At 74.0% G+C, this 18,191-nt stretch carries 23 protein-coding genes; 19 read left to right on the top strand and 4 right to left on the bottom strand.

Translation table 11 applies throughout. From position 1 onward, the window contains the following. Positions 1–46 precede the first annotated feature (46 nt). The 9 genes from secY to rplQ all read left to right on the top strand — a co-directional run bounded on the left by secY (position 47) and on the right by rplQ (position 6,214). A complete protein-coding gene (secY, locus tag BKA21_RS05230; RefSeq protein WP_140457295.1) occupies positions 47–1,345 on the top strand; it encodes a preprotein translocase subunit SecY in 1,299 nt (432 codons plus the stop codon). Then, on the top strand, positions 1,342–1,920 hold the full coding sequence (locus tag BKA21_RS05225) for an adenylate kinase (RefSeq protein WP_140457294.1): 579 nt from the start codon (positions 1,342–1,344) through the stop codon (positions 1,918–1,920). Before secY ends, BKA21_RS05225 begins: the two co-directional genes overlap by 4 nt. A gap of 9 nt (positions 1,921–1,929) precedes the next feature. Next, complete coding sequence (map, locus tag BKA21_RS05220) at positions 1,930–2,772, top strand: type I methionyl aminopeptidase (protein ID WP_140457293.1); 843 nt, start codon at positions 1,930–1,932, stop codon at positions 2,770–2,772. 246 nt (positions 2,773–3,018) lie between these two features. Next, positions 3,019–3,240 (top strand): translation initiation factor IF-1, encoded by a 222-nt coding sequence (gene infA, locus BKA21_RS05215; protein ID WP_012867920.1) that lies wholly within the window; start codon positions 3,019–3,021, stop codon positions 3,238–3,240. 61 nt (positions 3,241–3,301) lie between these two features. Continuing rightward, a complete protein-coding gene (rpmJ, locus tag BKA21_RS05210) occupies positions 3,302–3,415 on the top strand; it encodes a 50S ribosomal protein L36 (protein WP_013117849.1) in 114 nt (37 codons plus the stop codon). Between the two features lie 166 nt (positions 3,416–3,581). Continuing rightward, positions 3,582–3,962, top strand: coding sequence for a 30S ribosomal protein S13 (gene rpsM, locus BKA21_RS05205; protein ID WP_140457292.1), 381 nt, complete (start codon positions 3,582–3,584; stop codon positions 3,960–3,962). A gap of 77 nt (positions 3,963–4,039) precedes the next feature. After that, positions 4,040–4,441, top strand: coding sequence for a 30S ribosomal protein S11 (rpsK, locus tag BKA21_RS05200; RefSeq protein WP_140457291.1), 402 nt, complete (start codon positions 4,040–4,042; stop codon positions 4,439–4,441). A 181-nt stretch (positions 4,442–4,622) separates the two neighbouring features. Then, positions 4,623–5,633, top strand: a complete 1,011-nt coding sequence (locus BKA21_RS05195; protein WP_140457290.1) for a DNA-directed RNA polymerase subunit alpha — start codon at positions 4,623–4,625, stop codon at positions 5,631–5,633. A gap of 80 nt (positions 5,634–5,713) precedes the next feature. Then, positions 5,714–6,214, top strand: a complete 501-nt coding sequence (rplQ, locus tag BKA21_RS05190; RefSeq protein ID WP_140457289.1) for a 50S ribosomal protein L17 — start codon at positions 5,714–5,716, stop codon at positions 6,212–6,214. Positions 6,215–6,284: 70 nt separating this feature from the next. Here rplQ and BKA21_RS05185 read toward each other — a convergent pair whose 3' ends face one another. Then, positions 6,285–6,818: a hypothetical protein gene (locus BKA21_RS05185; RefSeq protein ID WP_140457288.1), complete on the bottom strand. Its 534-nt coding sequence runs from the start codon at positions 6,816–6,818 to the stop codon at positions 6,285–6,287. A gap of 26 nt (positions 6,819–6,844) precedes the next feature. Continuing rightward, complete coding sequence (locus BKA21_RS05180; protein ID WP_140457287.1) at positions 6,845–7,213, bottom strand: hypothetical protein; 369 nt, start codon at positions 7,211–7,213, stop codon at positions 6,845–6,847. 304 nt (positions 7,214–7,517) lie between these two features. Here BKA21_RS05180 and BKA21_RS05175 point away from each other — a divergent pair, with 304 nt between their 5' ends. Next, positions 7,518–8,252 carry an alpha/beta fold hydrolase gene (locus BKA21_RS05175; protein WP_239072743.1) on the top strand — a complete coding sequence of 245 codons (735 nt, stop codon included), beginning with the start codon at positions 7,518–7,520 and terminating at the stop codon, positions 8,250–8,252. Positions 8,253–8,261: 9 nt separating this feature from the next. Here BKA21_RS05175 and BKA21_RS05170 read toward each other — a convergent pair whose 3' ends face one another. Next, positions 8,262–9,026: an ROK family protein gene (locus tag BKA21_RS05170; protein WP_140457285.1), complete on the bottom strand. Its 765-nt coding sequence runs from the start codon at positions 9,024–9,026 to the stop codon at positions 8,262–8,264. 150 nt (positions 9,027–9,176) lie between these two features. Here BKA21_RS05170 and truA point away from each other — a divergent pair, with 150 nt between their 5' ends. After that, positions 9,177–10,118, top strand: coding sequence for a tRNA pseudouridine(38-40) synthase TruA (gene truA, locus BKA21_RS05165; protein WP_140458311.1), 942 nt, complete (start codon positions 9,177–9,179; stop codon positions 10,116–10,118). 7 nt (positions 10,119–10,125) lie between these two features. Here truA and BKA21_RS05160 read toward each other — a convergent pair whose 3' ends face one another. Beyond that, positions 10,126–10,563 carry a DUF5709 domain-containing protein gene (locus tag BKA21_RS05160; RefSeq protein ID WP_140457284.1) on the bottom strand — a complete coding sequence of 146 codons (438 nt, stop codon included), beginning with the start codon at positions 10,561–10,563 and terminating at the stop codon, positions 10,126–10,128. A 108-nt stretch (positions 10,564–10,671) separates the two neighbouring features. Between BKA21_RS05160 and BKA21_RS05155 the strand changes: the two genes are divergently transcribed. The 8 genes from BKA21_RS05155 to BKA21_RS05120 all read left to right on the top strand — a co-directional run bounded on the left by BKA21_RS05155 (position 10,672) and on the right by BKA21_RS05120 (position 18,188). Continuing rightward, a complete protein-coding gene (locus BKA21_RS05155) occupies positions 10,672–12,354 on the top strand; it encodes an ABC-F family ATP-binding cassette domain-containing protein (RefSeq protein WP_140457283.1) in 1,683 nt (560 codons plus the stop codon). Positions 12,355–12,642: 288 nt separating this feature from the next. Continuing rightward, on the top strand, positions 12,643–13,086 hold the full coding sequence (rplM, locus tag BKA21_RS05150) for a 50S ribosomal protein L13 (RefSeq protein WP_140457282.1): 444 nt from the start codon (positions 12,643–12,645) through the stop codon (positions 13,084–13,086). Positions 13,087–13,132: 46 nt separating this feature from the next. Beyond that, the gene (rpsI, locus tag BKA21_RS05145; protein ID WP_140457281.1) at positions 13,133–13,618 is read left to right on the top strand and encodes a 30S ribosomal protein S9; all 486 of its coding nucleotides are present in this window, start codon (positions 13,133–13,135) and stop codon (positions 13,616–13,618) included. Between the two features lie 157 nt (positions 13,619–13,775). Continuing rightward, positions 13,776–15,122: a phosphoglucosamine mutase gene (gene glmM, locus BKA21_RS05140; protein ID WP_140457280.1), complete on the top strand. Its 1,347-nt coding sequence runs from the start codon at positions 13,776–13,778 to the stop codon at positions 15,120–15,122. Continuing rightward, positions 15,119–15,805: a peptide deformylase gene (locus BKA21_RS05135; protein WP_179625316.1), complete on the top strand. Its 687-nt coding sequence runs from the start codon at positions 15,119–15,121 to the stop codon at positions 15,803–15,805. The genes glmM and BKA21_RS05135 overlap by 4 nt, the downstream gene beginning before the upstream one ends. A gap of 12 nt (positions 15,806–15,817) precedes the next feature. Beyond that, positions 15,818–16,612 (top strand): glutamine amidotransferase, encoded by a 795-nt coding sequence (locus BKA21_RS05130; RefSeq protein WP_140457279.1) that lies wholly within the window; start codon positions 15,818–15,820, stop codon positions 16,610–16,612. A gap of 94 nt (positions 16,613–16,706) precedes the next feature. Further along, the gene (locus tag BKA21_RS05125) at positions 16,707–17,390 is read left to right on the top strand and encodes a DedA family protein (RefSeq protein ID WP_140457278.1); all 684 of its coding nucleotides are present in this window, start codon (positions 16,707–16,709) and stop codon (positions 17,388–17,390) included. Between the two features lie 228 nt (positions 17,391–17,618). Further along, on the top strand, positions 17,619–18,188 hold the full coding sequence (locus BKA21_RS05120) for a hypothetical protein (RefSeq protein WP_140457277.1): 570 nt from the start codon (positions 17,619–17,621) through the stop codon (positions 18,186–18,188). The last annotated feature ends 3 nt before the right edge of the window (positions 18,189–18,191 follow it).

The raw sequence follows: 18,191 nt of genomic DNA, 5'->3' as shown, positions 1-18,191 counted from the left end.
CGGTCCGGCCGTCGACATCGCCGCCGCGGCGGCTCAGGAGGACCAGGTGCTCAGCGCATTCGTCCGGGCGTTCCGGACGCCCGACCTGCGGCGCAAGCTGCTCTTCACCATCGGCATCATGGTGGTGTTCCGCGTCGGGTCGTTCCTGCCCACCCCTGGGGTGAGCTACCCGAACGTCCAGGTCTGCATCGAGCAGACGGCCGACGGCAACAACCTGCTGGGCCTCGTGAACCTCTTCAGCGGGGGAGCGCTCTTGCAGCTGTCGGTGTTCGCGCTCGGGATCATGCCGTACATCACGGCGAGCATCATCATCCAGCTCCTGCGTGTGGTCATCCCCAAGTTCGAGGAGCTGCACAAGGAGGGCCAGTCCGGCACCGCGAAGCTCACGCAGTACACGCGGTACCTGACGATCGGCCTGGCGATCCTGCAGTCGACGACCGTCATCACCTTCGCGCGCAGCGGCAACCTGTTCGCCGGCTGCACGGTCGAGGTCATCCCCGACGACTCGTGGTCGACGCGCCTGGTCATGGTCATCACCATGACCGCCGGCACGGGCCTGATCATGTGGCTGGGCGAGCTCATCACGGAGCGCGGCGTCGGCAACGGCATGTCGCTGCTCATCTTCACGTCGATCGCCGCGAGCTTCCCCGGTGCGATGTGGTCGATCATCGGCGCGAACGACGGCGTCACGAAGTTCCTCGTGGTCTTCGCCATCATCATCCTGGTGATCGGGCTCGTCGTCTTCGTCGAGCAGTCCCAGCGGCGGATCCCGGTGCAGTACGCCAAGCGCATGGTCGGTCGACGCATGTACGGCGGCTCCAGCACCTACATCCCGATCAAGATCAACATGGCCGGCATCATCCCGGTGATCTTCGCGTCGTCCCTGCTGGCGGTGCCCACGCTGCTCGCGCAGTTCGGCGACCCGACCGAGGGCTGGGTGCAGTGGATCAGCATCCACCTCGCCGACCCGGGCGCTCCGCTGCACATCGCGATCTACGTGGTCCTCATCATCTTCTTCTGCTACTTCTACACGGCGATCACGTTCAACCCGGACGAGGTCGCGGACAACATGAAGAAGTACGGCGGCTTCATCCCCGGCATCCGTGCGGGCCGCCCCACCGCCGAGTACCTCGACTACGTCATCACGCGCATCACCGCGCCGGGATCGATCTACCTGGCCCTGGTCGCGCTCATCCCGACCATCGCGTTCATCGTCATGGACGTGGGGACGAACATCCCGTTCGGCGGGGCGTCGATCCTCATCGTGGTCGGCGTGGGCCTGGAGACCGTCAAGCAGATCGAGTCCCAGCTGCAGCAGCGTCACTACGAAGGGTTCCTGCGTTGAGCGCACGTCTCGTCCTGCTCGGTCCGCCCGGTGCCGGCAAGGGCACCCAGGCCGTCCGGATCTCGGAGCGCCTGGGGGTCCCGGCGATCTCGACCGGCGACATCTTCCGGGCCAACATCACGAACGGCACGGAGCTGGGGCGCAAGGTCCAGGACATCACCGCCTCGGGTGCGCTGGTCCCGGACGACCTGACCAACGAGCTCGTGCGCGACAGGCTCGCCCAGGCGGACGCCGCGGACGGCTTCCTGCTCGACGGCTACCCCCGCAACGTCGCGCAGGTCGCCGCCCTCGACGAGATGCTCTCCGCCGCCGGCCTGAGCCTCGGCGCGGCGGTCGAGCTGACCGTCGACCCCCAGGTCGTGGTGGACCGGCTCACCCGACGCGCGCAGATCGAGGGACGTGCCGACGACACGGAGGACGTGATCCGGCACCGCCTCGACGTGTACGCCGAGCAGACCGCGCCGATCTCGCAGGTGTACGCCGCGCGGGGGCTCCTGGTGCAGGTCGACGGGCTCGGGGACGTCGACGAGGTCACCGGCCGCCTGCTGGCCGCGCTCGCGCCCGTCGTCGCCTGACCCCGCCGCATGTTCGGCAGGGAGAAGATCGAGCACAAGTCGCACGAGCAGATCCTGCTCATGCGCCGTGCGGGCCTCGTCGTGGCCGACGCGCTCGACGCCGTGCGGGCGCGCATCGCCCCGGGGATGACGACGGCCGACCTCGACGCGGTCGCGGAGGAGGTCATCCTCGGCGCGGGGGCGACGCCGTCGTTCCTGGGCTACCACGGATACCCGGCGTCGCTGTGCGTGTCCGTCAACGAGGAGGTCGTCCACGGCATCCCCGGGCCGCGCGTGCTGCAGGAGGGGGACGTCGTCTCGGTCGACTGCGGTGCCATCGTCGACGGGTGGCACGGTGACTCCGCCGTCACCGTGGTGCTGGGTGAGGCGGACCCGCTCGACGTCGAGCTGACGACGACCACCGAGGACGCCCTGTGGGCAGGCATCGCGGCGATCGCGTCCGCCGACCGTCTCGGTGCCGTCGGTGAGGCGGTCGAGGAGGTCGTCGAGCTCGCCGCCGCCCGCGGCGCCAACGGTGGCACGCCGTACGGGATCGTCGAGGACTACGTCGGCCACGGCATCGGCACGGCGATGCACCAGCCGCCGGACGTCCCGAACTTCCGGACCCGCGACCGCGGGGCGAAGGTCCGCCCCGGCCTGTGCGTGGCCGTCGAGCCGATGCTGGTGCGGGGCGCCGAGCCCAACCACGTCCTCGCGGACGACTGGACGGTCGTCACCGACGACGGCTCGCGCGCCGCGCACTGGGAGCACACCGTGGCGGTCCACGAGGGCGGGCTGTGGGTGCTCACCGCACGTGACGGGGGAGCGGAACGCCTGGCCCGCCTGGGCGTCCAGGTCGCACCGCTCTCCTGACAGGTCTCCGACCGCCGCCGTCGCACGCCGGCACGGACCGCTGTCGTCGAGCATGCGGCCGCATGACGTATGATGGTGCGTTGGTTGTGTGCACCGAGCATCTGCCTGCCCTCGTGTCCCCCGTGGACCGGCGGCGGTGGCGCCCGGCGCCGCGTACGACTCCCCACGACGGCACGAGCGCGGACCTGCGCGCCCGATGCCGCCGCGGGGTGCACGGCAGCAGAAGATCGACAGTTAGCGGAGGACATGGCCAAGAAGGACGGCGTCATCGAGATCGAGGGAAGTGTCGTCGAGGCACTCCCCAACGCGATGTTCCGCGTGGAGCTCGCGAACGGCCACAAGGTGCTGGCCCACATCTCGGGGAAGATGCGCCAGCACTACATCCGGATCCTCCCCGAGGACCGTGTCGTGGTGGAGCTCAGCCCGTACGACCTGTCCCGCGGGCGCATCGTCTACCGCTACAAGTAACCACCACTCGACACGCCGTCGCACCGGGAGAGCCGGTGGCACGGCGGCGGAGGAACACGCGATGAAGGTCAAGCCGAGCGTCAAGAAGATCTGCGACAAGTGCAAGGTGATCCGCCGGCACGGTCGCGTCCAGGTGATCTGCGAGAACCTGCGCCACAAGCAGCGCCAGGGCTGAGCAGCACACCTGCAGCACCCGCCCGTCAGGGCAGCAAGCGCACCGTCACTTCGGCGCGGGTCGTCCGACCCGCCCGGTGAACCCCCGGCTCGGAGGCCGGGGCCCGCGGCACAGCGGGATGGTGGTGCGGCAGACCTCCGAACGCAGTACAGGAGCCGTCAGGCACATGGCACGTCTCATCGGTGTGGACCTGCCCCGCGACAAGCGGGTCGAGGTCGCTCTCACCTACATCTACGGGGTCGGACGCACGCGTGCGCAGCAGACCCTCGCCGCCACGGGCATCAGCCCCGACGTCCGGGTCAAGGACCTGGGCGACGCCGAGCTGGTCGCGCTGCGCGACCACCTCGAGGGCAGCTTCAAGCTCGAGGGCGACCTGCGCCGCGAGGTCGCCGCCGACATCCGCCGCAAGGTCGAGATCGGCAGCTACGAGGGCCTGCGTCACCGCCGCGGCCTGCCGGTGCGCGGTCAGCGCACCAAGACCAACGCGCGTACCCGCAAGGGTCCCAAGCGCACCGTCGCCGGCAAGAAGAAGGCCGGGCGCAAGTGACGTCCCGGGCCGGTCGCGCCTGCCGCTGACCGCCCGTCCGTCGCCCTCACGACCCGCAGACCCCGAGAGAAGAAGAGATGCCTCCCAAGTCCCGCACCTCCGTGCGCAAGCCGCGTCGCAAGGAGAAGAAGAACGTCTCCCACGGCCAGGCGCACATCAAGAGCACGTTCAACAACACCATCGTGTCCATCACCGACCCGTCGGGCGCCGTCATCGCGTGGGCGTCCTCCGGCCAGGTCGGCTTCAAGGGCTCGCGCAAGTCGACCCCGTTCGCCGCGCAGCTCGCCGCCGAGGCCGCAGCGCGTCGTGCGCAGGAGCACGGCATGCGCAAGGTCGACGTCTTCGTCAAGGGCCCGGGCTCCGGTCGTGAGACCGCCATCCGCTCCCTGCAGGCGACCGGCCTCGAGGTCGGCTCGATCCAGGACGTCACGCCCCAGGCGCACAACGGCTGCCGCCCCCCGAAGCGTCGCCGCGTCTGACCCCGACGGCCGGGACCGGTAGCGGAAGCACCGGTCCCGGCCCTCGCGCGTCCGTCCGTCGGGCGCGCGGGACCCGGGTTCGACACCCGCACCTCCGTTGGCCGCGCGGACCGAGGCCCGGCCAGCCCAGCAGCACTCGCGGAGCGTCATATGGCGGACGCCCGCGGAGAGGAACCCCACCGTGCTCATCGCACAGCGCCCCACCCTGACCGAAGAGGTCATCTCGGAGCACCGCTCGCGGTTCTCCATCGAGCCCCTCGAGCCCGGCTTCGGCTACACGCTCGGCAACTCCCTGCGCCGCACCCTGCTCTCGTCGATCCCGGGCGCGGCGGTCACGTCGATCCGCATCGACGGCGTGCTGCACGAGTTCTCGACCGTCCCGGGGGTCAAGGAGGACGTCACCGAGATCATCCTCAACATCAAGAACCTCGTCGTCTCCTCGGAGAACGACGAGCCCGTCGTGATGTACCTGCGCAAGCAGGGTGCGGGCGAGGTCTCGGGCGCGGACATCGTCCCGCCGGCGGGTGTCGAGGTGCACAACCCCGAGCTGCACCTGGCGACGCTCAACGAGAAGGGCAAGCTCGAGATCGAGCTCACCGTCGAGCGCGGCCGCGGCTACGTCTCCGCGGCGCAGAACAAGTCGTTCGACGCCGAGATCGGCCGCATCCCGGTCGACTCGATCTACTCGCCCGTCCTCAAGGTGACCTACAAGGTCGAGGCGACGCGTGTCGAGCAGCGCACGGACTTCGACAAGCTCATCGTCGACGTCGAGACGAAGCCGGCGATCAGCCCTCGTGACGCCCTCGCGTCCGCGGGCAAGACGCTGGTCGAGCTCTTCGGCCTGGCGCGCGAGCTCAACGTCGAGGCCGAGGGCATCGAGATCGGCCCCTCGCCGACGGACGCGGCCCTGGCCGCGGACCTGGCGCTGCCGATCGAGGACCTGCAGCTGACGATCCGGTCGTACAACTGCCTCAAGCGCGAGGGCATCCACTCCGTCGGCGAGCTGGTCGCGCGGTCCGAGGCGGACCTGCTCGACATCCGCAACTTCGGCGCGAAGTCGATCACCGAGGTCAAGGAGAAGCTCGCCGAGCTGGGCCTGACCCTCAAGGACAGCCCGCTCGACTTCGACCCTCACGCCAGCGGGTACTACACCGAGGACGAGGGCGACTTCGTCGAGGACGAGCAGTACTGACGCCGGGGAGCGTGCCGGGCCGCCGCTGAGCGACGGACCGGGCGCGACGCCCATCACTGGAACTTCAAGGAGTAGAGACCATGCCCACGCCCACCAAGGGTCCCCGGCTCGGTGGCAGCCCGGCGCACGAGCGGCTGATCCTCGCGAACCTCGCGACGCAGCTGTTCGAGCACAAGCGGATCACCACCACGGAGACCAAGGCCAAGCGCCTGCGCCCCCTCGCCGAGCGTCTCGTCACGCTCGCCAAGCGCGGTGACCTGCACTCGCGTCGTCGCGTCATGACGGTCGTCAAGGACAAGGGCGTCGTGCACGTCCTGTTCACCGAGATCGCCCCCGCGGTCGCCGAGCGCCAGGGCGGCTACACGCGCGTCACGAAGATCGGTCCCCGCAAGGGCGACAACGCGCCCATGGCCGTGATCGAGCTCGTCCTCGAGCCGCTCTCGCCGAAGCAGGCCGTCGTCAAGGAGGCCACGAAGGCCGCCGCGAAGGCCGCCCCCGCTCCCGCCCCGGTCGAGGACGCGCCCGTCGAGGACGCCCCCGTCGCCGAGGACGCGGCTGGCGAGGACACCGCCAAGGCCTGACGTACCACGACGACGGCCCCGGCCCCCGCGAGGGGACCGGGGCCGTCGTCGTGCGGGGAGGGCTGCCCCGTCAGACCGCGCGGGTACGCCGGCGGACGGCCTCCGCCCGGGCGGCCTGGGCGAGCGTCCCGCCGCGGCCCGGCGTCGGCACGACCCCCCGGTCGCCCTCGGGGACGGCCGTGACGGTCGCGGGGCCCGTCACGGCGGGTCCGGCGGCTGCGGGGAGGAACGTGCGGCGCCCGTCACGCAGGCGGTCGACGGCGCCCGTCGCGAGCAGGTCGGCGACGACCGGGTCCAGCGTCCGGCGGGCCAGCACCACGTTCCAGCCCGGCGGGCCGAGCAGCACGAACGCGGTGCCGCCCGGGACGAGAGTGGCGTACACGGTGGCCCCGGGCGTCTCCACGACCGCCCGGATCCCGCCCTCTCCGGCGCCGTCGACGAGCATGAGCGTCGTCGCGACGGCCCGTGCCGCCACGACCACCTCCTCGGGGGACCCGTCGTCGGCGAGCACGACCCGGTCGCCTGGGTCGAGCACGAGGACGTGCGTGACCTCGTCGAGCGCGCGGTGCAGGCGGTCGACGACGTCACGTGCGGGGTCGTCCATGGGGTCCTCGGGGGTGGCGTGACGGATCAGATCTCGAGCTCGTCCTCGAGCGTACGCAGGCCGCGGCGCGCGAGCGCGAGGTTGCCCTTGGCGCGGTCCAGCACGAGGTAGGAGAAGATGCCCGCGAGGTCGGGGCGCGCCGAGATCCGGATCACGTGGAACTGCGTGCCGAGGGTGATGAGGATGTCCTCGATCGTGTCGCCGAGGCCGAGCGCGTCGATCGCGCGCAGCTTGGCCCGGACGACCTCGGTGTTGACGGCGGCCGCGAGCTCGAGGTCGAACGGGACCGTGGACTGCTGCGCGAGCGCCATGCCGCTCGCGAAGTCGACGAGCGCGACGGCGAGGGCACCCTCCTGCTCGAGGATCTTCTTGAGGGCGGCGTCGGGAGTGGCCATGTCGGGTCCTTCGTTCGGGCGGCCGCTCGGGGGTCTCACGGCGTCGGGACGTGCGTTCGGGCGCAGGGGCGCCGCATCGAATGGTCAGGGCACGTACCGGGGACGGCAAGCACGGGTCGTCGGCGATTGACGCGGCATGCGCCGATTGCCGGGACGTTCGCCCGGTCCGTCCCGATCGGATTCACCCTGGCGCGGGCCGGGGTGCCACCCGTGCGGCCCAACCCGGTCGGGCGGTCCCGCACCCGCACGCTCCGCCGGGCTCGACGGCGTGCCGGTGCCGGGGTCCGGGGCTAGCGTCGCCGGGGTGAGCACCTCGGTGGACGGCGTCCCGGTGGTGCTCGTGCACGGTCTGCGCACGTCGCGCACGATGTGGCGGGCGCAGGCCGACGCGCTCGAGGCGTACGGGCGCCGGGTCGTCGCGGTGGACCTGCCCGGGCACGGGGCGCGCCGCGGCACGCGGTTCACGCTCGCGGGCGCGGTCGACGCGGTGCGCGACGCGGTCGACGGCCTCGGCGGACGGGCGCTCGTCGTCGGGCTGTCGCTCGGCGGCTACACGGCGATCGCCCACGCCGCGCGTCACCCGGAGCAGGCTGCGGGCGTGGTGGCCGCGGGGTGCTGCACGCAGCCGTACCGCGCGCTGGTGGACGGCTGGGCCGTGGCCGCGCGGGGCTTCGCGCGCATGCCCGACCGCGGTGCGGCCGTCAACGGGTTCCTCGTGCGGCGGGTCCTGCCGCCGGCGGGCGTGCAGGACGTCGGGGCCGGCGGGTTCGCGCTCGACGTGGTGGAGGACGTGCTGCGCGAGGTCGGCGGCGCGGATCCGCTGGCCGACCTCGGGCGCATCGAGGCACCCGTCTGGTTCGTCAACGGTCGCCTCGACCACTTCCGCACGCAGGAGCGTCGGTTCGTCGCGGCAGCGCAGGACGCCCGCCTCGTGGTGGTGCCCGGGGCGACGCACCTGGTCAGCCTCGTCGCGCCGGCGCGGTTCACGCGGGTCGTCCTCGAGGCGGCCGACGAGGTCGACCGCCGGGCCGGTGGCTGAGACGGTCGCTCAGGCCGACAGGTCCCACGCGCGGACGCCGCCGACGATGCCTGCCTGGTTCGGCACGACCACGACGTCGTCGCCGAGCCGTGCGAGCGTCGCCGAGGTGATCCGCCGGCTGTTCCCGCCGCCGAGGTAGAGGCGGTCCCAGTGGAAGACGGGCCGGAACCCCTCGACGACCCGGCGGACCCGTCGTGACCAGAGCCCGTCGCCGAGACGGGCGCGCTCGTGCTCGCCGACGTACGCGTCGTACGTCGTGCCCCACCGCACGGGGGCGTGCGACAGCTCCAGGTGCGGGGCCAGGCGCCCGCCGTCGAAGACGGCCGACCCCAGCCCGGTGCCGAGCGTGAGGACGAGCTCGAGCCCGGTACCGGACACGACACCGGCCCCGTGCACCTCGGCGTCGTTGAGCACGAGCGTCGGGACGCCGAGCCGCTCCTCGAGCATCGCCCGCACGTCGCAGCCCGCCCACGCCGCCGCGAGCTCGGGGACGACGGCCGTCCGTGGACCCGACCGCGTGACGTAGTGGGGTGTCGCGACGACCACGCCGTGCCGGATCATCCCCGGGACGCCGACCGTGGCCCGTGCGGCGGGCGGCAGACCGGCGGCGATCGTCGCGACGGTCTCGACGAGCCGCTCGGGCGGCAGCGGGTAGGGGGTGGGGACGCGCACCGGTGGGACGTGCAGGGTGCCCGACGCGTCCAGCACGGACGCCTTGATGCCGCTGCCGCCGCAGTCGACGGCGAGCGTGAAGGGGTCGTGGTCGCGCGGCACCCGACCACGCTAGCGCGCGACCGGCGCCCGGGTGCGGGACGGCCGGGCCCGGGCGCTACCGTGTGCCGCGTGGACGCGGTGGACGAGGACGGCAGGGGCCGCGCGGGCAGCACGGACGGGCACGGCACGGGTGCGACCGTCGGAGCGGCCGTGCAGGACGTGCCGGTGCGGCTGCGTCTCGACCTCGCGTACGACGGGACGGCCTTCGCCGGGTGGGCCCGCCAGCCGACGCTCCGCACGGTCCAGGGGGTGCTCGAGGACGCGCTCGCCCTGGTGCTGCGCAGCGGGCCGCGCGGCGAGGCACCGCCGCGGCTGACGGTCGCGGGCCGGACGGACTCCGGTGTGCACGCGCGCGGGCAGGTGGCCCACGTCGACGTCGTGCCGGCCGCGCTGGAGGCCGTGCGGGGGCGCAGCGACCGCCCGGTGCTCGACGTGCTCCGCACGCGCCTGACGGGCGTCCTCGACGACGACGTGGTGGTCCGGGACGTGACGCCCGCTCCCGCGGGCTTCGACGCGCGCTTCTCGGCGCTGCGGCGTCGGTACGCCTACCGGGTGGGGGACGACCCGTCGCTGCGCGACCCGCTGCGGCGGGCGCACGTGCTGCAGCACCGGCAGCCCCTCGACGTGGCGGCGATGGACGCCGCCGCGTCCACCCTGGTCGGCCGGCACGACTTCGCGGCGTACTGCAAGCCGCGCCCGGACGCGACGACGATCCGCACGCTGGAGGCGTTCGGGTGGTCGCGGGTGGCCGACGGCCCCGACGCGGGGCTCGTCGTCGCCCACGTGCAGGCCGACGCGTTCTGCCACTCGATGGTGCGCGCGCTGGTCGGGGCGAGCCTCGCGGTCGGGGAGGGGCGCCGGCCCGTGGGGTGGCCCTCCGAGCTGCTGCGCTCGCGCCGCCGCGAGGGCGGGGCCACCGTCGTCGCCGCGCACGGCCTGACGCTGGAGGAGGTGACCTACCCGCCCGACGCCGAGCTGGCGGTGCGTGCGGACCGGACGCGGGCGCGGCGGCAGGCCCACGAGGCCCAGACCGCCGCCCCCGCCGGCCCCGGGCCCGCCGGGTCGGGCGGGCCCGGGGACTGCTGCGGCTGAGGACCTGTCAGAGGTCCTCGTCGTCGTCGGTGTCGACGTACTCCTCCTCGACGAGGTGCACGGCGGCCTCCTCGGCCGAGGCGGCCCCGCCCGCGACGCCCGCGTCGACCGCGAACTCGTCGGTGCCGCCCGCGTCGACGGCGTCGGGGTCGGCGACCAGGCGCCCGGCGCGCAGCTCCTCCCGGTCGCCGGTGGGACGCGGCGTGCGCTCCCAGACCTCGGGCTCCTCCTGGAGCACCCGCTGGTCGAGGCTCTCGCCGTGCGCCTCCTCCCACGCGGTCTCGCCCCACGTGGACGTGCGTGCCCGCTCGGGAGGCGACCACCCCTCGTCGAGGAGGTCGTCCACGCCGCGCTCGACGAGGGTGTCCTCCTTGGGCAGCTGGTCGGTGTCGCCCTCGGCGCCCAGCGCGGGGTCGGTGCTCGTGGCGGGGGTGTCCTCGGTCATGCCCCGAGCCAAGCACCGTGCACGGCGGGGCGCCACACCAGCGCCCCGGACGGGCGGTGAGGGGCAATGCGCTTCCCGTCGGCGGTCCGCGGCACGGACACTGGGGGCATGGGTCATCTCGACGTCGCCGGGGTCGGGTACGTCCTGCCCGACGGGCGGCCGCTGCTGCACGACGTGTCGTTCCGGGTCGCCGACGGGGCGCGGGTCGCCCTGGTCGGGCCCAACGGCGTCGGCAAGTCCACGCTCCTGCGGATCGTCGCCGGTGAGCTCGCGGCGCACGCGGGCTCGGTGACCGGCAGCGGGGGGCTGGGCGTCATGCGCCAGGACGTCGGACGGGTGCGCGACGACCGGTCGGTCCGGGACCTGCTCGCCTCGCTGGCGCCGGCGTCGCTGCGTGCGGCGGCGGCCGAGCTCACGGCGGCCGAGCTGCTGATGATGGAGGTCGACGACGAGCCGGCGCAGATGCGGTACGCGCAGGCGCTCGCCGACTGGGCGGACGTCGGTGGCTACGAGGCCGAGGTCACCTGGGACCGGGTGACGGACGCGGTGCTGTCGGTGCCGTTCGAGCGGGCGCAGCACCGTGAGGTCCGCACCCTGTCGGGGGGCGAGCAGAAGCGCCTGGTGCTGGAGGCGCTGCTGCGGGGGCCCGACCAGGTGCTGCTGCTCGACGAGCCCGACAACGCCCTCGACGTGCCGACCAAGCGCTGGCTGGAGGACCGGCTCGTGGAGTCGGGCCGCAGCGTGCTGCTCGTCAGCCACGACCGGGAGACGCTCTCGCGGGTGGCCACGCACGTGGCGACGCTCGAGCCCACCGAGGTCGGCGCCCAGGTCTGGGTGCACGGGGGAGGGTTCGCCGGCTACGGGCAGGCGCGCGAGGACCGCCGGTCGCGGCTGGCCGAGCTCCTGCGCCGCTGGGAGGAGGAGCACGCGCAGCTGCGCGAGCTGGTGCTGACGCTGCGGCAGAAGGCCGCGTTCAACGACGGCCTGGCCTCGCGCTACCAGGCGGCGCAGACGCGGCTGCGCCGCTTCGAGGAGGCCGGGCCGCCGACCGTCGTGGTGCCCGAGCAGCGGGTCACGGTCCGGCTGCGCGGGGGGCGGACGGCGAAGCGGGCCGTGGTGGCCCGGGAGCTGGCCCTCACGCGCCTGCTGCAGCCGTTCGACCTGGAGGTCTGGTACGGCGAGCGCGTGGCCGTGCTGGGGTCCAACGGCTCGGGCAAGTCGCACCTGCTGCGCCTGCTCGCGGCGGGCGGCTCCGACCCGGGCCCGGACCAGGAGCCCGCCGGCGACCTCGTCCCCGACGCGGTGCCGCACACCGGCTCGGTCGTGCTCGGCTCCCGGGTCCGTCCGGGCTGGTTCGCGCAGAACCACCCGCGTCCCGACCTGGTGGGCCGCACGCTGCTCGACGTGCTGCACCGGGGCGACGGCCGCCGGGCCGGCCTGGCCCGGGACGCGGCCAGCCGCGCGCTGGACCGCTACGAGCTGGTGGCCGCCGCCGAGCAGCGCTACGAGACGCTCTCGGGCGGTCAGCAGGCGCGGCTCCAGATCCTGCTGCTCGAGCTCGGCGGGGCCACGCTCCTGCTGCTCGACGAGCCCACGGACAACCTCGACCTGCACTCGGCGGAGGCGCTGGAGACGGGGCTCGCCGCGTTCGAGGGCACGGTCCTCGCGGTCACGCACGACCGGTGGTTCACGCGCACGTTCGACCGCTTCCTCGTGGTGGGTGCGGACGGGACGGTCGTGGAGACGCCCGAACCCGTGTGGGACGTGGCGCGCGTCGACCGCGCCCGCTGACCGCCCGCTGACCACCCACGGACCGCCCGCCGACCGGCCCTGGCCTGCGCGTCGGCGGCGTCGCCCACGTCACCCGGGACCGGGTTTTGCCGACGCTGAACGGTGCCGTACTCTGTTGTGTCGTTGTGCGTCCCCTGTCGCGCACCGGTGGCTTCTCACCACCGTGTGCCGATGGCCGTCCTGGTGCGATCCCACTCGCTGGGGCGGGATGCTCCGACAGCCATCCTCGGCCGCCCCGCTCGTGCGGGACCGGCCTTGACACGCAACACGAGACAGAGGCCCACACCCGTGCGCACGTACACCCCGAAGCCCGGCGACGTCGAGCGGACCTGGTACGTCATCGACGCGAGCGATGTCGTCCTCGGCCGCCTGGCCACCCATGTGGCCACGCTGCTGCGCGGCAAGCACAAGCCCACCTTCGCGCCCCACGTGGACGGCGGTGACTTCGTCATCGTCATCAACGCCGCGAAGATCGCCCTCACCGGCAACAAGCGCGAGACCAAGCTCGCCTACCGTCACTCGGGCTACCCGGGCGGACTCCGGGCGACCCCGTACTCGGAGCTGCTCGAGAAGCACCCCGAGCGCGCCATCGAGAAGGCCGTCCGTGGGATGCTCCCCCGGACGACCCTCGGCCGCCAGCAGCTGAGCAAGCTGAAGGTGTACGCCGGCTCCGAGCACCCGCACGCAGCCCAGCAGCCGAAGCCGTTCGAGCTGACCCAGGTGGCGCAGTAAGCCTCGGGCTGCTGCGGCAGTGACGAACACAGAACGCGAGGATCCCGTGGCCGAGACCACCGTCGAGAACGAGTTCGAGGGCGAGACGCCCAGCACCTACACGAGCGAGTCGTCCGCGCCGACCGGCCGTGGCCAGAGCCTCACGGCTCCGGGCCAGGCGCTGGGTCGCCGCAAGGAGGCCGTCGCCCGCGTCCGTCTGGTCCCTGGCACCGGCCAGTGGACCATCAACGGCCGCACGCTCGAGGACTACTTCCCCAACAAGGTCCACCAGCAGCTGGTCAACGACCCGCTGAAGCTCGTGGACGTCGAGGGCCGGTTCGACGTCGTCGCCCGCATCAACGGCGGCGGCGTGTCGGGCCAGGCCGGTGCGCTGCGCCTGGGCATCGCCCGTGCGCTGAACGCCATCGACGCCGAGAACAACCGCCCGGCGCTGAAGAAGGCCGGCTTCCTCACGCGTGACGCCCGTGTGGTGGAGCGCAAGAAGGCCGGTCTGAAGAAGGCCCGCAAGGCGCCGCAGTACTCGAAGCGCTGACGCAGCGTTCCCGCTCGACGGCCCCGGCGGTTCACCAGAACCCCGGGGCCGTCGGCGTGCTCGGGGTCGGCGCGCCGCGCCGGCGGTGGGGGAGCAGGCAGGTGCCAGGACGGCGGGCGTACCGTGAGGGCGGCCGCCGGGACGAGGGAGTCGTGTGATGGGTCGACTGTTCGGCACGGACGGCGTGCGCGGGCTGGCCAACCGGGACGTGACGGCGGAGGTGGCGCTCGACCTGTCGGTCGCCGCCGCCCACGTGCTCGGGAGCATCGGGGCGTTCGAGGGCCACCGCCCCCGCGCCATCGTCGGCAGGGACCCCCGCGCGTCGGGCGAGTTCCTGGCCGCCGCGGTCGCCGCGGGGCTCGCGTCGGCGGGCGTCGACGTCGACATGGTCGGCGTGCTGCCGACGCCGGCCGTCGCGCACCTGACGGCGTCGCGCGGCGTGGACCTGGGCGTCGTCATCTCGGCGTCGCACAACCCGATGCCCGACAACGGCATCAAGTTCCTCGCGCGCGGCGGCCACAAGCTCGACGACGAGCTGGAGAAGGCCATCGAGGCGCGCATGGGCGAGCACTGGGAGCGCCCCGTCGGTGCCGGTGTCGGCCGCATCCGGATCGACGTCGGGCTCGCGGGCGAGCAGTACGTCCAGCACCTCGTGGGCACCGTGCAGCACCCGCTCGACGGGCTGCGGATCGTCGCCGACTGCGCGAACGGCGCCGCGTCCGAGGTCGGCCCCGCGGCGCTGCGGGCCGCCGGTGCGGACGTCGTCGTCATCAACGCGTCCCCGGACGGGCGCAACATCAACGAGGAGTCCGGGTCGACGCACCCGGAGCCGCTCCAGGCGGCCGTCCTCGCGGCGCACGCGGACCTCGGCGTGGCGTTCGACGGCGACGCCGACCGCTGCCTGGCGGTCGACGCGGACGGTCGGGTCGTGGACGGCGACCAGATCATGGGCGTGCTCGCGATCGCCCTCGCGGAGCGGGACGGGCTCGCGCACGGCACGCTCGTCACGACGGTCATGAGCAACCTGGGGCTGCGCCTGGCCATGCAGGCCGCGGGCATCGCGACCGTCGAGACGGCGGTCGGCGACCGGTACGTCCTCGAGGCCATGCGGGCCGGCGGGTACGGGCTCGGCGGCGAGCAGTCCGGCCACATCATCCTCGCCGAGCACGCCACGACCGGGGACGGGGTGCTGACCGCGCTGCAGCTGGCGTCGCGCGTGGCGGCCACCGGGCGTCCCCTCGGCGAGCTCGCGGCCGTCGTGCGGCGCCTGCCGCAGACGCTGGTCAACGTCCCCGGCGTCGACCGGGGGCGCACCGACGACGACGTCCTGCTCGATGCGGTGCGCTCGGCGGAGAAGGAGCTCGGGGAGACCGGGCGGGTGCTGCTGCGCCCCTCCGGCACGGAGCCGCTCGTGCGGGTCATGGTCGAGGCCGCGACGCAGGCGGAGGCCGACCGGGTCGCCCACGAGCTCGCGGAGGTCGTGCGCGAGCGGCTCGCGCTGTGAGCGACCGGCGGGCGACGGTCGTCCGCGACCTCGTGCGCCGGCTGCTCGACGACGCGGACGGCGCGGGGACGGCGCCGATCGTCCAGGTCGGGCACCCGGTGCTGCGCGCCGCGGCGTTCCCCTGCGACGGTCAGCTCGACGACGCGGACCTCGCGCAGCTGGTCGCCCTCATGCAGCGCACGATGCGCGCGGCACCGGGTGTGGGCCTGGCCGCACCGCAGATCGGGATCCCGCTCGCGCTGGCGGTCGTGGAGGACCCGGGCGTCGACGACGCCGAGGTCGCCCGCGTCCGGGAGCGCGACCGGCTGCCCTTCCGGGTGCTCGTCAACCCCGCGTACGAGCCCGTCGGCGAGGACCGCGTCGGGTTCTACGAGGGGTGCCTGAGCGTGGTCGGCTACCAGGCCGTCGTCGCCCGCCCGCGGTCGGTGCGGCTGCGGGCCCACGACGCGTCGGGCGCCGTGGTCGACGAGGTCGTCACCGGCTGGGCGGCGCGGATCGTGCAGCACGAGATGGACCACCTGCGCGGCACGCTCTACCTGGACCGCGCCGAGATGCGGTCGCTGTCCGCGACCGACAGGCTGGGAGCGCACTGGGCGTCGCAGCCCGTGCCGCTCGAGGCGTCTCGGGCGCTGGGCTTCGCGCTGCCGACGCCCGCCGGACCTGGCGGGGCCGCGCCGCGCTGACGGGAGGTGCTCGTGCGCCCGTTCCTCTTCCTGGGGGTGCGGCCCGAGGACGGGCCGGCCGACGACGAGTACGCCGCGATGCTGCGCTGCACGGGCCTCGACGAGCGGGACCTGCGCCGGGTGCGCGTCGAGGCGGCGCCGCTCGCCCCCGTCGACCCGCGTGAGGTCGCCGGGGTCGTGCTGGGGGGCGGGCCGTTCCAGGTCAGCGACCCCGAACGCACGAAGTCGGCGGTGCAGCGCCGCGTCGAGTCCGACCTGGCCCGGCTCCTCGACGTCGTCGTCGCGGCCGACCTGCCGTTCCTCGGCGCCTGCTACGGCATCGGCACGCTCGGCCGGCACCAGGGCGGGCGGGTCGACCGCACGTACGGCGAGCCCGTCGGCGCGGTGCGGGTGGAGCTGACGCCCGAAGGTCGGTCCGACCCGGTGATCGGTGTCGGGCCGGCGATCTTCGAGGCGTTCGGCGGGCACAAGGAGGCGCTGCGGGCGGCACCGCCGGGAGCGACGCTGCTGGCCCGGTCGCCGGGCGCGCCCGTGCAGGCATTCCGCGTCGGGCGCCACGTGTACGCGACGCAGTTCCACCCCGAGCTCGACACGGACGGGCTCGTCACCCGCGTGCAGGCGTACCGGCACGAGGGGTACTTCGCGCCGCAGGAGCTCGAGGACGTCGTCGCCCGGGCCCGGGCCGCCGCGACGGTGCAGGCCCCGCCGGTCCTGCGGGCGTTCGTCGACATGGCCCTCCGCCTGCAGGACGACCGCACCGTGGACGGAGGGCGACCTCGGGGGGATCTGCGCACGGCTCAGGGCTGAATCGGGGTGTCCCCGGGTGTTCGCCGGGCCCGTCGGGCTCTAGCGTGGGTCCTGTCGACCTGCTCGGGTCGGGGGGTCGGGGAGACGGGGACGCATGGTCGAGGACTGGGCACTGCAGCTGGCCGGGTCGCCCTGGGTGCTCGTGGTGCTGCTCGCGCTCACGACGATCGACGGGTTCTTCCCGCCGGTCCCCAGCGAGTCCGTCGTGATCGCGCTCGCCTCGCTGTCCGTCTCGACGGGCGCTCCCGCCCTGTGGCCGGTCGTGGCGGTGGCCGCGGTGGGCGCGTTCCTCGGCGACCAGGTGGCGTACCAGATCGGGTCAGCCGTGGACCTGCGGCGCCTGCGCCTGTTCCGCGGGCGTCGCGGCCGCCGGGTGCTGGACTGGGCCGAGCACGCGCTGACGCACCGGGGCGCGTCCTTCATCATCGCCGCGCGGTACATCCCGATCGGGCGCGTCGCGGTGAACATGACCGCCGGGTCGCTCGGCTTCCGACGGCGCCGGTTCGTGCTGCTCACGGGCATCGCCGCCGTCACGTGGGCGCTCTACTCGACCGCGATCGGCATCGGCGCCGGGCACGTGCTGGAGGAGCGCCCGCTGCTCGGCGTCGTGGTCGGCGTGGTCGGCGGGCTCCTGCTCGGCGTGGTGGTCGACTGGGTGCTGCGCCGCCTCCTCGGGCTGCCGCCGCAGGCGCTGGTCGGGCGCGGCGACGCCGTCGTCGTCGCCGGGCCCCGGGGTGCCGCCACGGTCGGCGCCGAGCGGGACACGACCGCCGCCTGAGACCGCCTCCTGGAACCGCCGGCGCACGTCCGTGCCGGACCGGTGTCCAGGTCACAGGGACCTCACGATCGGGCACGGCCGGGCAACGATCCGGTATCGACCGGACGGGTGACACGTCCGCCCGCCTAGTCTCGGGGGCAGGGCGCCGCCGACGCCGTCCTGCGCGCACCGCGAGCCCTCCGGGGCCGACCCGTGGTGCGCTTCCGGGCGGGACGAGGAGGCGGCGACGTGGCACGTGCAGGGCGGGTGACCGGCGCCGTGGCGCTCGTGCTCGCGCTGGCCGGGTGCGCCGACGCGGCGAGCGCGGGGCAGGACGCCGGTGCGGCGACCGCCGAGGTCCACGCCGGTGCCTCGTGCCTGGCCGCGCCCGTGCTCGACGTCCTGGGCCTGAGCCTGGACCCGTCGCTCGCACCCTCGCCGGCGGTCACGGCGGGTGTCGAGACGGCGCGCGGGGCGCCGCCGGAGGGGTTCGTCGCCGACACCGTGCTCGTCTGCGAGCGCGGTGCGACGCTGCGGGACTCGGCGGGGGAGTGGCGCTCGGTGCGGGCGACCCGCCTCGAGGGTGACCTGACCCCGCTCCTGGCGGGTGTCGACCGTGCGTCGACCGTCTGCACCGGTGGTCCGGGCCCGCAGGTGTGGCTGCTGGACGCGCTGGAGGACGCGGTCCTGCTGGAGCCGTGGGCGGTGTGCGGCGCCGACGGCGTGGCGGCTGCGCTCGACGACCTCGACGTCGTGGCCGTCACCGAGCACCCGGTCGCGCTCGTGACGGACGCGGGCCCCGGGTCCGTCGCGGGCTGACCC

The organism is Cellulomonas oligotrophica (assembly GCF_013409875.1).
In the GTDB taxonomy this organism is placed as follows: Bacteria; Actinomycetota; Actinomycetes; order Actinomycetales; family Cellulomonadaceae; genus Cellulomonas; species Cellulomonas oligotrophica.
The sequence above is the reverse complement of the archived record's forward strand: the minus strand, read 5'-3'. Positions and strand labels throughout refer to the sequence as shown.